Annotated in this window: 12 protein-coding genes; 5 read left to right on the forward strand and 7 right to left on the reverse strand. The window is 73.5% G+C overall.

The features are described from left to right. Window positions 1-20: 20 nt before the first annotated feature. Window positions 21-1,166 carry a hypothetical protein gene (locus VGR06_RS35405; RefSeq protein WP_327563564.1) on the forward strand — a complete coding sequence of 382 codons (1,146 nt, stop codon included), beginning with the start codon at window positions 21-23 and terminating at the stop codon, window positions 1,164-1,166. A 4-nt stretch (window positions 1,167-1,170) separates the two neighbouring features. Here VGR06_RS35405 and VGR06_RS35410 read toward each other — a convergent pair whose 3' ends face one another. Continuing rightward, window positions 1,171-3,768, reverse strand: coding sequence for a GNAT family N-acetyltransferase (locus VGR06_RS35410; protein WP_327563565.1), 2,598 nt, complete (start codon window positions 3,766-3,768; stop codon window positions 1,171-1,173). Further along, the gene (locus VGR06_RS35415) at window positions 3,752-4,927 is read right to left on the reverse strand and encodes an acetoin utilization protein AcuC (RefSeq protein WP_327563566.1); all 1,176 of its coding nucleotides are present in this window, start codon (window positions 4,925-4,927) and stop codon (window positions 3,752-3,754) included. Before VGR06_RS35415 ends, VGR06_RS35410 begins: the two co-directional genes overlap by 17 nt. 93 nt (window positions 4,928-5,020) lie before the next feature. On the opposite strand from VGR06_RS35415, the gene VGR06_RS35420 reads away from it, so the two are divergent. After that, window positions 5,021-5,959 (forward strand): RNA polymerase subunit sigma-70, encoded by a 939-nt coding sequence (locus tag VGR06_RS35420; RefSeq protein WP_327563567.1) that lies wholly within the window; start codon window positions 5,021-5,023, stop codon window positions 5,957-5,959. Here the strand turns inward: VGR06_RS35420 and VGR06_RS35425 are convergent. Then, window positions 5,956-6,810, reverse strand: a complete 855-nt coding sequence (locus tag VGR06_RS35425) for a sulfurtransferase (protein ID WP_327563636.1) — start codon at window positions 6,808-6,810, stop codon at window positions 5,956-5,958. The two genes, VGR06_RS35420 and VGR06_RS35425, sit on opposite strands and share 4 nt — an antisense overlap. A 198-nt stretch (window positions 6,811-7,008) precedes the next feature. On the opposite strand from VGR06_RS35425, the gene VGR06_RS35430 reads away from it, so the two are divergent. The 3 genes from VGR06_RS35430 (at window position 7,009) to galE (ending at window position 9,911) form a co-directional block, all read left to right on the forward strand. Continuing rightward, complete coding sequence (locus tag VGR06_RS35430; RefSeq protein ID WP_327563568.1) at window positions 7,009-7,704, forward strand: metal-dependent transcriptional regulator; 696 nt, start codon at window positions 7,009-7,011, stop codon at window positions 7,702-7,704. Continuing rightward, a complete protein-coding gene (gene galK, locus VGR06_RS35435; RefSeq protein ID WP_327563569.1) occupies window positions 7,701-8,870 on the forward strand; it encodes a galactokinase in 1,170 nt (389 codons plus the stop codon). Before VGR06_RS35430 ends, galK begins: the two co-directional genes overlap by 4 nt. Before the next feature lie 63 nt (window positions 8,871-8,933). Next, window positions 8,934-9,911, forward strand: a complete 978-nt coding sequence (gene galE / locus VGR06_RS35440) for a UDP-glucose 4-epimerase GalE (RefSeq protein ID WP_327563570.1) — start codon at window positions 8,934-8,936, stop codon at window positions 9,909-9,911. Window positions 9,912-9,999: 88 nt separating this feature from the next. On the opposite strand, the gene VGR06_RS35445 is transcribed toward galE, so the two are convergent. The 4 genes from VGR06_RS35445 to VGR06_RS35460 all read right to left on the reverse strand — a co-directional run bounded on the left by VGR06_RS35445 (window position 10,000) and on the right by VGR06_RS35460 (window position 15,504). Then, the gene (locus VGR06_RS35445; protein ID WP_327563571.1) at window positions 10,000-10,992 is read right to left on the reverse strand and encodes an aldo/keto reductase; all 993 of its coding nucleotides are present in this window, start codon (window positions 10,990-10,992) and stop codon (window positions 10,000-10,002) included. 59 nt (window positions 10,993-11,051) lie between these two features. Next, window positions 11,052-12,074 carry a DUF4192 domain-containing protein gene (locus VGR06_RS35450; RefSeq protein WP_327563572.1) on the reverse strand — a complete coding sequence of 341 codons (1,023 nt, stop codon included), beginning with the start codon at window positions 12,072-12,074 and terminating at the stop codon, window positions 11,052-11,054. Window positions 12,075-12,238: 164 nt separating this feature from the next. Then, the gene (locus VGR06_RS35455) at window positions 12,239-13,669 is read right to left on the reverse strand and encodes a hypothetical protein (RefSeq protein WP_327563573.1); all 1,431 of its coding nucleotides are present in this window, start codon (window positions 13,667-13,669) and stop codon (window positions 12,239-12,241) included. Next, window positions 13,666-15,504, reverse strand: a complete 1,839-nt coding sequence (locus tag VGR06_RS35460) for a dynamin family protein (RefSeq protein WP_327563574.1) — start codon at window positions 15,502-15,504, stop codon at window positions 13,666-13,668. Before VGR06_RS35460 ends, VGR06_RS35455 begins: the two co-directional genes overlap by 4 nt. Window positions 15,505-15,571 lie beyond the last annotated feature (67 nt).

The raw sequence follows: 15,571 nt of genomic DNA on the forward strand, positions 1-15,571 counted from the left end.
GGATCGAGCGAGGAGCCGGCATGTCCAGAATCCGCGTCGACCACGACGGCCTGGCCGCGCCGATCGTCGAGCCCAACCTGGTACGGCGTGCCTCCGGAACCGTTCCCCTGCTCGGACTGCAGTCGCTCGCCGGAAACCGTGCGGTCAGCCAGGCGCTCGCCGCCAGGACGCTGCAGCGCTGCGGTCCGGGGTCGGACTGTGACTGCCCGCCCGAGGAGCGGGCGGCCAAGGAGGCCGCCATGGCCCCGGCGGTCCAGCGCGAGACCGAGGACGCGGGCGCCCAGGCGAGCGCGGGCGGCGCGGCGGGTGCCCAGTCCACGGCCGCCGGCCCGCAACCGTCCTTCGGGCCGGCCCTGCAGCTACCCGAAGAGCAGGCCCGGACGCTGATCAACGAGTGCTGCGAGGTGCTCGGTGGGAAGCGCTGGCCCGACACCGGGGCCGCCGTCGCGGCGGGTCCTCCGCCGGCCGGCAGCTCCGTCCAGACCATGCCGGTCGAGGCGCTCCTCCAGCGCTCCATGACCGTCCAGCGGGCTGGCGGCTACACGGCCAATGTCGAGTTCGGCGTGGTCGGCTCCATCCAGGCGTGCTACGACTTCTGCACCGGCGACCTCGAGTTGAGCGGCTGGATCTGGACCGGCATCGGCACCCATCTCCCCGTCGTCGGCTGGGTCGGCCCCTACTACTTCAAGGAGGGCCACTTCGGCAAGATCAACATCGGCGGCCTGCTCCCCTGTGGCAAGTGTGCCGACGGCTGCGCTCCCGCCCCAGGCGGAAGTCACGGGGGGTGGGGCATCGCCGGCTTCCCGGTCCACATCAAGACTGGCGACTGGGCGCGGTTCAAGAAGGCCGGCATCGAGATCGGCGTGCTGATCACCCCGCACAGCCGCTGCGACGCGGACATCGAGGCGATCGTCCTGCTGAACCTACTCGGCTACCTCGGCCCGGCCGGCGCCGCGATCACCCGGTTCGTCGACGGGATCAACCAGATGGGTGCGCGGTACGGCGTCAACGTGATGCTGGAGTTCGGCCTCCAGGTCAACGGCGGCGGGCACCTGTGCCGGTCGGCCAGCGGCGGGGTGACCGCCGACCACCTCAGCCTCTGCGGCGGCGGCTATGTCGGTGGTGGTGTCGGACTCTCCCGCGACAAGGGCGCCCTTCCGCACTGACCCCTCACGTGGCCCGCAGGCGGCGCGGGCCGGTGTCGGGGCGGGTGGGTGGTGGGCCGACGGTGATCCGGGCGCCGGTGACGTGGGCGCCGTGCGGGGAGGCGAGGATCGGCTCGAGGGAGAGCCAGCGGATCTCGGGAAGGTCCTCGGCGAGGGCGTTGACGCGGAGGACGAGGTCGGTGAGGGCGCCGAGGTCGGCGGGTGGGGTGCCGGAGTAGCCGGTCAGCAGCGGGGCGGCCTTGGGGGTGTGGATCAGGGACTCGGCGTCGGTGTCGGTGAGCGGCACGGCGCGGTAGGCGCGGTCGCCGAGGAGGTCGCTGAGGACGCCGGAGAGGCCGAAGGACAGCACGGTGCCGAACGAGGGGTCGTCCTGCAGGCCGATGGCGCAGGCGGTTCCCTTGGGCGCCATGCGTTGCACGTAGGCATCGGGCACACCGGACTCGGCGCGGAGGTCGGTGCAGGCGGTGCGGACGGCGTCGCCGGTGGCGAGGTCGAGGCGGACGCCGGCGAGGTCGGTGCGGCGCCAGAACCGTTCGCCGGCGGCCTTCAGCGCGACCGGGTAGCCGAGGGCGCGGGCCGCGGAGACCGCTTCGTCCGGTGTGGACACTCGGCGGTAGGGCACGATCTCGATGCCGTAGCAGGCAAGGAGCCTGGTCGCGGTGGGGTCGTCGAGCTCGGTGGTGGCCGCGGCGGTGACGAGGGTGCGGGCGGTGTCGGGGTCGAGGCCGCCGGGACGGCGCGGCCGGCCGGGTGGGGCGGAGCGCCAGCGGGCGTAGCGGGTGACCCGGGCCAGGGCCAGGGCGGCGCGCTCCGGGCCGGGGTAGGACGGGATGCCGAGATCCTCCGGGATTCCTTCCACGGCAAGGAAAGTGGAGACGATGGGCTTGTGCCGGGCGGCGTCGAGCTTGGCCACGACCTCGCGCAGCGTGCGGGCGTAGTCGGCGCCGGGGACCGCGACCGGGGGGACGAACACCACGATCAGCGCGTCGACTTCCGGGCGGCGCAAGGCGTCCGCGACGGCGGCGGCGAACGTGTCGGGGTCGGCCGGCACGCCCACGTCGACCGGGTCGCCGGCGAGCTCGAGCCCCTGGGTGAGCGCGGCGTCCGCGGCGAGCAGGCCGATCGCGGACGAGTTGCCCACCACGGCGACCCGCGGGCCGCGCGGAAGGGGTTGGTGGGCAAGGAGAACCGCAGTGTCGAGGAGCTGGCTGAGGGTCTCCACCCGGATCACGCCGGACTGCTCGAACAGGGCCTGCACGCTGGACTCGTCCACCGGCACGGACGTCGCGGCCAGCGCCGGCACCATGGCGCTGCGGCCGGACTTGACCGCGACGATCGGCTTGACCCGGCCCAGCCGGCGCGCCAGCCGGGCGAACTTGCGCGGGTTGCCGAACGACTCCAGGTACAGCAGCACGATGTCGGTGGCCGGGTCGGTTTCCCAGTACTGCAGCAGATCGTTGCCGGAGACGTCGGCGCGGTTGCCGGCGGAGACGAACGTGGACAGCCCGACCCCGCGCGCCTCGGCGTCGGCGAGGATGGCGATGCCGAGCGCGCCGGACTGGCAGAAGAAACCGGCCCGGCCGCGGCGGGGCAGGCGCGGCGCCAGCGTCGCGTTGAGCCGCACCGACGGGTGCGTGTTGAGCACGCCGAGCGCGTTCGGGCCGACCACCCGCATGCCGTGCGCCCGGGCCAGCGTCACCAACTCGTGCTCCACCCCGCCCGACACCACGATGAGTGCCTTGACCCCCTTGGCCAGGCACGCGTCCAGCACGTCGTGCACGCTCCCGGCCGGCACCGCGACCACGGCGAGGTCCACCGGATCGGGGATGTCCAGCACGGTCGGGTACGCGCGCACCCCGCGCACCGAGCGGCGTTCGGAGTTGACCGGGAACACCGGGCCGGCGAAGTTCGCGGCCAGCAGGTTGTCCAGCACCGCGTAGCCGATCTTGGCCGGGTCCGCGGACGCGCCGATCACCGCCACCGAGCCGGGGTGCAGCAGGTTGTGGACGCTGCGTGCCTCGGCCGCCTGCTCCCGGGACCGGGCCACCTCGACCGACTCCTCGGTCGGGTCGATGGCGTACTCCAGGTGCAGCACGCCCTCCTCGATCCCGCTGCTGATGCGGGTGTAGCCGGCCTCGCGGAACACGTTGATCATCTGGGCGTTCTCGGCGAGCACGTCCGCGACGAACCGCCGGACGCCGCGCTCTCTGGCGGCATCGGCCAGGTGCTCCAGCAGGATCGAGCCGAGGCCGCGCTTCTGGTGCGCGTCCGCGACCACGAACGCGACCTCCGCCGAGTCGGTGTGCTCGATCCGCTCGTAGCGGCCGACCCCGACGATGTCGTGGCCCAGCAAGGCGATGAACGCGACCCGGTCGTGGTGGTCGACGGTGCTGAACCGGACCAGGTCCCTGGGCGGGATCCGCGGGTACGGGCCGAAGTAGCGCAGGTACCGGGTGCGGTCGGAGAGCCGGCCGTGGAACGCGACCAGGGCGTCCGCGTCGGCCGGCGTGATCGGTCTCAAATGGACGGTGCCGCCGTCGGCCAGCACGACGTCGGCCTCCCAGGCCTTCGGGTAGCCGGCCGGGTCAGTCCCGGGGGTCATCGGGATCCAAGCCGTGCAAGGGAAACACCGCGTGCCGGGTGTCCCGGGCGGCGACGTCGGCCGGGTCGGTCGAGGTGGGATCCCAGGGGTCGAACCCGGTCTCCCGGCCGTCGCTCATGGTCTGCGGCAGCTCCGCGGACGGGGCCAGCTTGAGGACCGTGCCCGTCCACTCGTTCGGGAGCCGCGCGGCCGGGTCCACGTCCCGGTCGAGCACCGTGGCCAGCAGATGGGTCCAGGACCGCGGCACCACCCGGAGCAGCTGGTAACCGCCGCCGCCCGCGGCCAGCCACTTGCCGCCGGCATGCTCCTCGGCCAGTGCGCGCAGCGTCTGGTAGATCGCCCGGTGCCCGTCCACGGACAGGGACAGCTCGGCCAGCGGGTCCTCCTCGTGCGTGTCCACTCCGCACTGGGTCACCAGGATCTGCGGGCGGAACGCGGCCACCAGCGACGGCACCACCGCGTGGAAGGCCCGCAGCCAGGCCGAATCCTTGGTGTGCGGGGGAAGCGCGACGTTCACCGACAGGCCGGGAGCGGCCGGCCCACCGGTCTCGTCCGGGAAACCCGTGCCGGGGAACAGGGTCATCGGGTTCTGGTGCAGCGAGATGGTCAGCACCCGCGGGTCGTCGTAGAACGCGGCCTGCACCCCGTCGCCGTGGTGCACGTCCACGTCGACGTAGGCGACCCGCTCGAACCCGTTGTCCAGCAACCAGGAGATGGCCACGGCCACGTCGTTGTACACGCAGAACCCGGCCGCCCGGTCGCGCATGGCGTGGTGCAGCCCGCCGGCGATGCTCACCGCCCGGTTGGTCGCGCCGGTCGCGATCTGCCGCGCGGCCAGCAGTGAGCTGCCCACCACCCGGGCGGACGCCTCGTGCATCCGGTCGAAGATCGGGTTGTCCGGCGTGCCCAACCCGTGCCCGACGTCCCAGCCGGCCATCGGCGCCTCGCGCACCGCGCTGATGTAGCCGGCGTCGTGGATCCGCTCGATCTCCGGGTCGCTCGCCTCCTCCGGCACCAGCAGCTCCACACCGTCCAGCACCCCCAGCGCCGCGGCCAGCCGGACGGTCAGCTCCAGCCGGATCGGATGCAAGGGATGATCGCCGCCGAGGTCGTAGCCCAGCAGCGACGAATCCCAGACGACGGCGGCTTTCGCACCCATAGCGAAACCCTAGTCGCGGCCGCGCCGCCCGGCTGACCGATGAGTTTCCGCATCCCGGTCGTCTCCATGGTCATGACGGGCCACCATGTCACCGTGACCGACGAGCTCACCGAGTCGATGCAGCGGCACCGGCGCGAGCTGCATGTGCACTGCTACCGCATGCTCGGCTCGTTCGAGGAGGCCGAGGACGTCGTGCAGGAGGTGTTCCTGCGGGCGTGGCGGTCCCGGGACACCTACGCCGGCCGGGCGAGCCTGCGGGCCTGGCTCTACCGCATCGCCACCAACGCCTGCCTGGACGTGCTGCGCCGGGAGACCCGCCGCGGCTCGACCAAGGTCGCCGACATGCCGTGGATCTCGCCGTACCCGGACCAGCTGCTGGACGAGCTGGCGCCGCCCGACGCCGAGCCGGACGCCCAGCTGATCGCGAAGGAGACCATCGAGCTGGCCTTCCTCGCCGCCATCCAGGTGCTGCCGCCGCGCCAGCGCGCCGTGGTGATCCTGCGCGACGTGCTGGGCTGGTCCGCCGCCGAGACCGCGTCGTTCATCGACGGCACGGTGGCCGCGGTCAACAGCGCGTTGCAGCGGGCCCGGGCGGCGCTGCAGCACCAGTGGCCCGGCGGGCGCCTCGACGCCGCGCCCGCCGCCGAGCCCAGCGAGACCGAGCGCCGCCTGCTGCAGAGTTACATCGAAGCGCACGAGCGGGCCGACGCCGACCGGCTGATCGAGCTGCTCCGCGACGACGTCCGCCTGTCGATCACGGCCCTGGGCACCTGGGACGGTCGGGAGACCGTGGCCGCCGGGCTGAAGGAGGGCATGAACTCGCTCGGCGCCTGGCGGGTGCTGCCGGTCCGGGCGAACCGCCAGCCGGCCGCGGCCGGGTACCTGCGCCGGTGGGGCGACGACACGTTCCGGGCGTTCGCCATCACGCTGCTGCAGGTCGTGGACGGCGGCCTGAAGGAGATGGCCGCGTTCGAGCGGCCCGACCTGTTCCCCCTGTTCGGCCTGCCGGCCGTGCTGGAGGACCCTGCCTAGCCGGGCTCCGGGCCGGTCGCCACCGGGCGTTCGGGGTCGGTGCACCAGTGCGACCAGGAGCCGGCGTAGAGCGCGGCCGGGGCCTCCCGGGTGGTGACGCCGGCGGCTTCGAGGGCGAGCACGACGGAGGCGGCGGTGACCCCGGAGCCGCAGTACGCGCCGACCGGTTCCCCTGGCGTGACACCGAGTTCGGCGAACCGCTCGGCGAGCGCGGCGGGTGTGTGCCAGCGGCCGGTCCCGTCCGTGTGGGCGGCGAACGGGGCGTTCCGGGCGCCGGGGATGTGGCCGGCGCGCGGGTCGACCGGCTCGGTGTCGCCGCGGTAGCGCTCGGGTGCGCGGGCGTCCAGCAGGGTGCCGGTGCGGGCCAGGGCGGCGGCTCGGCCGGCGGCGAGAACGGGTAGCTGACCGGGGCGGACGTCGATGTCGCCGGGCTCGGGGTGCGGGGCGTCGGTGCTGACCGCGCGGCCCTCGGCGAGCCAGGCCGCATGACCGCCGTCGAGCACGGCGACGGCGTCGTGACCGGCCCAGCGCAGCAGCCACCAGGCACGGGCCGCGATGGAGCCGTCGGCGGCGTCGTACACCACCACCAGCCGGTCTGTTGTGACGCCCGCCGCCCGCAGAACTCGTTGCAGGTCGGCGGGATCCGGCAGCGGGTGGCGACCGCCCGCACCCGGCGGGGCGGCGAGGTCGGTGTCCAGATCCAGGTAGACGGCGCCGGGCAGGTGGCCGGCGGCGTACTCGGCGCGGCCGGGTGGACCGCCGAGGCGCCAGCGCACGTCCAGCGGCACCGGCGGGCGCGGGCCGGCCAGCAGCGTGGCCAGACCGGCGGTGGACACCAGGGGTGAGGTCAGCTCCGGCACCCGCACATTCTTGCCCCACTACGCACGGCGACAGTGCGGCCGGTTTGTCGTCCGGAAGCACTAACATGGACACGGACGAAGGGTGAATGGCGCAGTGAGCGAGCTTGCGAGCGAACCTATGAGCACTGCCCCGGTCGCCGAGCCTGCGAGGCGACCGGGTCGCCAGCACCGAGCTTGCGAGGTGATGGCTTGAACGAGCTCATTGACACCACCGAGATGTACCTCCGGACGATCTACGAGCTCGAGGAGGAGGGCGTCGTTCCGCTGCGGGCCCGGATCGCCGAACGGCTCGGGCAGAGCGGGCCCACGGTCAGCCAGACCGTCGGGCGGATGGAGCGCGACGGGCTGGTCGTGGTCGCCGGCGACCGGCACCTCGAGCTCACCGATCATGGCCGGGCGCTGGCCGTCGCCGTGATGCGCAAGCACCGGCTGGCCGAACGCCTGCTGGTGGACGTGATCGGCCTGGAGTGGGAGCACGTGCACAGCGAGGCCTGCCGCTGGGAGCACGTGATGAGCGAGGCCGTGGAGCGCAAGCTGGTCAAGCTGCTCGGACACCCCACCACGTCGCCCTACGGCAACCCGATCCCCGGCCTGGACCTGCTCGGCGAGGGCGACCCGGCGCCGGGCATCGAGGCCGGCCTGGTCCGGGTGGACGAGGTGGCCAGGCGCGGCGGCGGCAAGGTGGAGATCCGCCGGATCGCCGAGCACGTGCAGATGGACCCCGACCTGATGGCCGAGCTGCGCGCGGTCGGCGTCATCCCCGGCCGCACCGTCAACGTCGGCCCCTCCAAGGGCGACGGCAACAACATCGAGATCGACAACGAGGGCGTCACCGCCCAGCTCGCCCCCACCGTCCTGCACGCCATCCTCGCCGTCGCCCGATGAGCACACCCGCCCGAGCCGCGGAGGAGTTCCGGCGGCTACATGAGCGCGCGCCCGTGGGGGTCTGGTCGGCGCCCGGGCGGGTCAACCTGATCGGCGAGCACACCGACTACAACGACGGCTTCGTGCTGCCGTTCGCGCTGCCGTTCCGGATCGCGGTGGCGGCGGCCCCGCGCGCCGACGGGCGGCTGGCGGTTACCACGGTGGGCGACGACGGCGTGCCGCAGCGGGTCGAGCCGGTGCCGGTGGACGCCCTCGAGCCGGGCGCGGTCACCGGCTGGGCCGCCTACCCGTCCGGGGTCGCCTGGGTGCTGCGGGACAACGGCGTGCGGGCCGGGGCCGACCTGGTGATCGTCGGCGATGTTCCGGCCGGCGCCGGCCTGTCGTCCTCGCACGCGCTGCAGTGCGCCACGGCGCTGGCCCTGCTCGGGCTGGCCGGCATCGAGCTGGACGCGGCCGGCGCCCCGAGCCGCCCGGAGATCGCGGCCTGGGTGCAGCGCTCGGAGAACGAGTTCGTCGGGGTGCCGACCGGGCTGCTCGACCAGACCGCGTCGCTGTGCTGCGTCTCCGCGCATGTGCTGTTCCTGGACGTCCGGACCGGCGCCATGGAGCAGATCCCGCTGGACGCGCCGGCCGGCGGGCTGGAGCTGCTGGTCGTGGACACCCGCGCGCGGCACTCGCACGGCGACTCCGGCTACCGCGACCGGCGCCGCGGCTGCGAGCACGCGGCCGAGCTGCTCGGCGTGCCGGCGCTGCGCGACGTCGGCCAGGAGGCGCTCGACCGCGCCGAGCTGCCGCCCGAGCTGCGCCGGCTGGTGCGGCACGTGGTCACAGAGAACGAGCGGGTGCTGCACACCGTCGAACTGCTGCGGGCCGGCAAGCTCCCCGAGATCGGACCGCTGCTCACCGAGTCGCACACCAGCCTCGCCCGGGACTACCGGGTGAGCTGCCTCGAGCTCGACCAGGCCGTCGAGTCCGCCCTCGGCGCCGGCGCGCTGGGCGCCCGGATGACCGGCGGCGGGTTCGGCGGCTCGGCCATCGCGCTGGTCGACGCCGCGGCTGTGGACGAGGTCGGCGCCGCGGTGACCGCGGCGTTCGCCCGGCGGGGGTTCGCCCCGCCCCGGCTCTTCCCCACGGTGCCCTCCGCGGGTGCCGGGCGCGACCGGTGATTCACCTCCTTGCAGAATGCCCCGGGTAGGGGGTGTGCCGGTGTCAAGGAATCGAGGCTTGCGGTGAAGCTGCTCGTCACGGGCGGGGCGGGGTACGTCGGGAGCGTGTGCGCGGCGCGGATGGTGGAGTCCGGACACGAGGTCGTGGTGGTGGACGACCTGAGCACCGGGCACATTGACGCGGTGCCGGACGGCTGCCGGCTGGTCCAGGCCGACCTCGCCGACGTCGCGGATCCGCTGCTGGCCGAGGGGTTCGACGGGGTGCTGCACTTCGCGGCCAAGTCCCTGGTGGCCGAGTCGATGGCGGACCCGGCGAAGTACTGGGCCGGCAACGTGCTCGCCTCCGTGCGCCTGCTCGATGCGGTCCAGCGGCACGGCACCCCGCGGCTGGTGTTCTCCTCCACCGCCGCCGTGTATGGCGAGCCCGACCAGGTACCGATCCCCGAGTCTGCGCCCACCCGGCCGACCAGCACCTACGGCGCCACCAAGCTAGCCATCGACCACGCGATCACCTCCTACGCCACCGCGCACGGCTTCGCCGCGGTGAGCCTGCGCTACTTCAACGTCGCCGGCGCGCACGGCCGCTTCGGCGAGCGGCACACCACCGAGACACACCTGATCCCGATCGTCCTGCAGGTCGCCCTCGGCCAGCGGGACGAGGTCAAGATCTACGGCACCGACTGGCCGACCGAAGACGGCACCTGCGTCCGCGACTACATCCACGTCACCGATCTGGCCGACGCCCACCTGCTCGCCCTCGAGCACGCCGTCCCCGGCGAGCACCGTATCTACAACCTCGGCAACGGCACCGGCTTCTCCGTCCGCCAGGTCGTCGACACCTGCCGCGAAGTCACCGGCCACCCCATCCCGGCCACCGTCGCCGGCCGCCGCCCCGGCGACCCCGCCACCCTGGTCGCCGCCAGCGAACGCGCCCAGGCCGACCTCGGCTGGAAACCCGAACGCCCCACCCTCGAAACCATGGTCACCGACGCCTGGACCTTCGCCCGGCTGACTCCGCGAGTTCGACGCTCCAGCGACTGAGTTGTACGTTCCGGCAACTGAGTTCGACGCCCGGGCAACTGAGTGTTCCATCGTGCAGGCAGCTCGAGTGCGATCGCGCTCGGCGGTCTCAACCGGACCGAGCCCCGGCCGGCGTGAGCAGCCGGCCGATCTCCGCCATCTGTTGTGGCGTCAATGGTCCGAAGTCCATGGCCTTGGCGTTTTCCTCGGCTTGGTGGAGGCCCTTGAAGCCGGGGATCGGGAGGGTGTTCTCGCCGAGGGCCCAGAGCCAGGCGAGGGCGCCCTGGGCCGGGGTGCGGCCGTTGCTGGTGAGGATGTCGCGGATGGCGGTGAAGGTGGTGAGCAGGGTGGGGTCGGGGCGGCCGTCGGGGAATCGGTTCTCGATCCAGTCGTGGCCGGCGCCGCGGACGTCCTGTTGGGACAGTCGCGTGGCAGCGGTGTACTTGCCGGACAGCAGGCCCATGGCCAGGGGGCCGCGGAGAAGGGTGGCCAGGTTGTTGGCGGCGCACAGGGAGACGAGCTGGCGGTTGCCCTCGAGGACGTTGAGGTGGATCTGGGCGGCCGCGCAGTGGGGGCCTTCGGCGAAGAGCCCGATGTTGCCGGGATCGTCGGTGCTCCAGCCGTAGGCCCGGATCTTTCCTTGTTGTACCAACGTTTCCAGCTCGTCACGGAGCTCGAGGGCGGCAGGCTGCGGGCAGTCTCCCACGTGCAGTTGGTAGAGGTCGACGACGTCGGTTCGGAGGCGTCGCAGGCTGCCCTCGAGCGCGCGGCGCAGGTGCGCGCGGGACAGATCCACGCCGGTGATCGTGTGGCGTTCGCGGTCGTAGGTGCGGCCGAACTTGGTGGCGATGACCACCTGGTCGCGGCAGCCCGCGAAGGCCCGGCCGAGGATCTCCTCGGAGCGACCGTAGACGTCGCCGGTGTCGAACAACGACACACCGAGATCGATGGCCAGGTGGATGGCGCGGATCGACTCGCCGTCGTCGACGTCGCCCCAGCCGACGGACCGGCCGTCCTGGATGATCAGCCCACCGATGGGCCAGCAACCGAAGCCGACCGGGCTCACCTCGATGCCGCTTCGACCCAACTGACGCGTTCGCATGCCACCGCACGGTAGGTCCTGGTGCGCGCTCCAGGACAAGGGTCTGCGCTTCCGGCGGGTCAGCGTTCGGTGAAGGCGGCGGCGAAGCACTGGCCGAGCATGGTGCGGAAGCCGGCGGGGGTGACGCCGAAGGTGATGATGCGGCGGACGATGTTGGCCAGCCGGTGGCCGGGGTCGGCGGAGCGGGCGGTTTCCAGTGCCACGGCGGCGAGGGCGCCGTCGCCGCGGAGGTAGGCGCAGGCCGCGAGCAGGGTGGCCGGGCCGGCCAGGGCCGGGGCGGGGGTGGCGCGGGTGAGCGCCGTCCAGACACGTTCGGCGGCGGTGGCGCGCACGGTGAGGGCGAACGCCAGGCAGGCTTCGCGGATGTCCGGATTGGACAGGGCGTGGGCCAGGCGGGCGACCGTCGCGTCGTCGAGCGTGACGACGTCGCTGACCGGAGCGGCCGGGTCGAGCTGGTCGAGGGTGTCGCGGACATAGGGGTACTCCTGTTCGGGGACGGCCGGCGGGAGGGCGGCGATGAGCTCGGCGCGGCGGGCGAGGTCGCCGGGCGGGTCGGGGGTGAGCTGGCCGGCGAGCTCGGCGCGGGTGGCGAAGGTGACCTGGCCGGCCACGGTGACGGCGGTGGTGACGGGGCAGGTGACCGGATCCCGAACCCGGCCGGCGCAGTCGGGATCCTCGTAGCACCGCCAGATCTGATCCGGCGCGATGCCCGGCGCCCAGATCGCGTGGGAGACCACGATGCCGGCTCCCTCGAAGGCGTTGGCGAGCACCTCGACCAGCGCCCGGGCCGGGAGGGCGATGGGCTCCGGCGGGTCGGCGGCGGCGCCACAGAGCACCACCAGTTCGATCACGGACGCCGCGTGGTTCAGCGCGACCAGGCGCAGGTGGGCGGCGACGACCGGGGCGTCCTCGGGTTCCGGGATGTCCAGGCGCAGCACGCATTCCAGGTGCAGCTCACGCTGGCCGGAGTAGGTGACCAGGACGAGGGAGTCGGTGGGGACGAAGCGCAGCAGCCCGGGGATCGCGGCGATGAGCTCGCCGGGGTCGTCGCAGAGGAGGCTGGTGCGGAGCGGGGTGGTCATGCGTCCACGATGCGGGGGCCGGGGGGTGGGTGGGGGCGGGGAGGGTCGAGGTGTGGACGGCGTGGGCTGTTGTGGAAAACCGGGGCGCGAAGATCGGTGGGCGGGTGGAAATGTCGGTGGGGTGGTGTAGCGGCGGCCGGCTGGACGGCGGGTGCGCCGGGCCGCTACGGGGCGACGCTGGCCAGCATGCCTTCGCAGGTGCGCACGACGGTGGCCGCGGCAGTGCGCGCGGCTTCGTCCAGGACCGGGTTCTCGGCGTGGTCGCGCCAGCGGCGCAAGGCCGCGATGATCGCGTGCCGCAGGCCGGTCGCGGTGGGCTCCTCGGCGAGTCCCAGCCGGACCGGGAGGCCGGAGCCGGAGCCGCCGATCAACTGGCGCGCCTCGGCATCCAGCTCGGCCGGGAGCACCAGCTGCCCCACGGAGAGCGCGGCGAGCAGCCGGAGCTCCCGGAACTCGTGCGCGCCGGCCAGGATCCGCTCCAGCTCGGCGACCAGCGCGGCGGCCGGCGGGCGCGGCTCGCGGCGCAGCACGACCTCCAGCGCGAGCAGGGCGGAGCGCGCCTTGAGCACCGGCGCGCGGTCGGTGAAGTAGCGCGCCACCGCCTCGCGCACCTCGGTCAACCCGCTGCGCTGCACCAGTTCCGCGGACAGCGTCCCGTGCGTGTCGAAGCCCTGCCGGATCAGCGCGGTGGCCAGCCGCAACCCGAACAGCCCCAACCGGTCCAGCAGCGCCCGGCGCAGCTCGGCGTCCACCGGAACCGGGAAGTCGGCACCGGCGAACCGGTCCGCGGACAGCAGGTAGCCGTCCATTTCGGACCGTGGCGCGTGCGCGAGCGTCGCCAGCGCGTCGAACTCCGGCGGCCGCAGCGCCCGGCCGGCGTAGCCGAGCAGGCCGGTCACCGCGATCACGTCCTGGCACAGCGCCCGGGTGCGGGCGTCCCGGCGGTGCTGCCGGGCCAGCTGCTTGGCGGCGAACAGCGCGTCGATCCGGCCGCCGCCCATCTCGTCCGCCCGGGACAGCACCACCAGGGTGCCGACCGGGTAGGCCATGGCCAGCGGGTGCTCGTGCAGTGCTTGCAGCAAGCCGAGATCCGTGGCGTGCAGGTGCTGGGTCAGGTAGAGCACGGCGTCCGCCTCGGTCGCCACCCGCTCCATTGTGGACGGTTCGGCGCCGGGCGTGTCGATCAGCGCGGTCCCGCGCAGGGTGCGCGCCGGCCAGTCCACCACCACCCGGTCCAGGCGGCGGCCCCGCCATTCGCCGAGGTCGACCCGCAGCCGCCCGCCGGAACGGTCCGCCGGCACCTCGGCCGGCGGACCGTCCGGCGGGTACACGGTCGCCCGCGGGGTGGCACCGGCCAGGTACCAGACGGTGGTCAACGCGTCGTCGCCGAGCGGCAGCGGCGCGACCTCCTCCCCCACGAGCGCGTTCACCAGCATGGACTTGCCGGCCTTCGGCTGCCCGGCGACGGCGATCCGCAGCGGGCCGCCCAGCCGGTCGGCCTGCCAGCGCAGCCAGCCGGTCGCGCGCGGGTTGTCCCGGTACACCTCGAGCGTCCGGTTCAGCAGCGCCCAGACCTGGTCGAGGAGGCCGGTCATCCGGTGAGGCTCCGGCGCGGCCGGGGCAGCGAGATGCCGCCGGGCACCAGCGCGGTGATCCGGCCGTGCAGCGTGGTGAGGCCCTGCAGCGCGGTCCGGGCCTCGCCGGCGCGCCGCTGCTGCTCGGCGGCGTCCAGGTCGGCTTCCCGCTTCGCCGACTGCGCGGTCTGCACGATCTCGGTGCGCAGCTCCTCGGCCGTGGCCGCCAGATGATCACGCAGGCGGCGCTGCAGCTGCCGGAGGATGTCCTTGGTGTCCTTGCTGAACGCCAGGAAGAAGTCGTCGACGTGCCGCTGGCCGGCCGCCTTGGCGATGGCCTGGCGCCGTTTGAGCCGGGCGCCGGCCTCGTCGTAGATGGTCTTCGCGGCGAACAGGATGCCGGCGCCGAGCGACACCGCGTTGATCAGCGGCCAGCCGGCGAGGCTGGTGGCCAGGCCGAACATCAGCACGCCGCCGTAGGAGCCGCGCAGGCCCACGAACACCTTCTGCCCCACCGAGAACCGCTCCACCCGCGGCTCCTCCAGCTCGCGCGGGTCGGCCAGCAGGCCGTCGTCGATCTCCAGCAGGGACCGGGGCAGCACGTCGTCGCGGTAGGCGTGCAGGTCCCGGTTGATCCGGTGGGTGATCCAGTCGAACCGCTCGACGAGCCAGGCGAAGTTGGTGTCGGCGGCCTCGGCCAGGCTCTCGTCCAGCCAGGAGCCGAAGGAGTCCCAGTCGACCGCGGGGTCGGCCTCGTCGAAGAACTTGTCCATCTCGCGGAGGATCCGGCGGGTCCGGTCGCGCAGGTCGAACTCGAGGTCGGAAACCAGGTCGGCCATGTCGTCGGCGAGCGCGGTCTGCCAGGCGGCGGCGTCCTTGCGGAGCTGGTCGATCTGGCGCTGCGCGGTCTGCCACTTCGTGATCGCCTCGGACGGCCCGCCGGCCGGGGTGCCCGCGACGGTCTGGTGCAGCGGCGCCAGCAGCTGCTGCACGGCCATCCCGGCGAGCACCGCGACGGACCGCCGGGCCAGCACGTCCGGCTGGCCGAGCACCTCACGTTGCAGGTGGGTGACCAGCTCGGCGAAGCCGGACTCGGCGTTGAGCGCCTCGTCGCCGGACTTGGCCGCGGCCAGCCGCAGCATCGCCGACACCGGGATCACCGTCGCCTGGATGCCGGCGCCGGCCAGGCGGGCCCGGTTCCGCTCGGCCACCCGGCGCCAGCGCGGCGCGATGTCGATTTTGGTCAGCACCACCACGACGGTGGGGCAGAGCCGGGCGACGGCCTCGATCAGCGCCAGCTCCGTGGTGGCCAGCTCCCGGGTCGCGGCGGACACCACCAGCACCGCGTCGGCCTCGGCGACCACGTTGAACAGGGCGTGCGAGCCGCGGAACGACACCGTGTCGAGGTCGTCCACGGCCGGCGTGTCCACCAGCACCAGCCCGTTCGCCAGCAGCGGGCGGGGGATGCCGACCTCGGTGTGCAGCAGCTCGCCCCGGCCGGCCGGGAGCGCCGCGGCCCGGATGGCGATCTCCTCGACCGGGATGGGCTCGCGCCGGGGCTCCGGGGTGTCGGCCGGCTCCTTGACCAGGGCCGCGACCGGCGACTGGGCGTGCCCGATGACGATCGGGGCCGGTGTGGTGACGTTGTCGCCGACCGCGCAGACCGGCGCATTGATCAAGGCGTTGACCAGCTGGCTCTTTCCCTGGTTCGGCTCACCGACCACCGGGACCCGCAGCGTGGGCTCGAGCAGATGGGCCCGCTTCTGCCGGAGCCGGTTGGCCAGGTCGGGCCGCTGGTGATCGCTGCAGGCGCCGATCGTGGCGTCCAGGACGTCCAACCACGGCTGTGATGTCACCCGGAAGAGTGTGCCGTGTCCACCCATTTGGGTGAAGAGCGGGGGGCGGCCCCGCCATGTCGGCAGA

The organism is Actinophytocola sp. (genome assembly GCF_036002505.1).
Taxonomy (GTDB): domain Bacteria; phylum Actinomycetota; class Actinomycetes; order Mycobacteriales; family Pseudonocardiaceae; genus DASYTH01.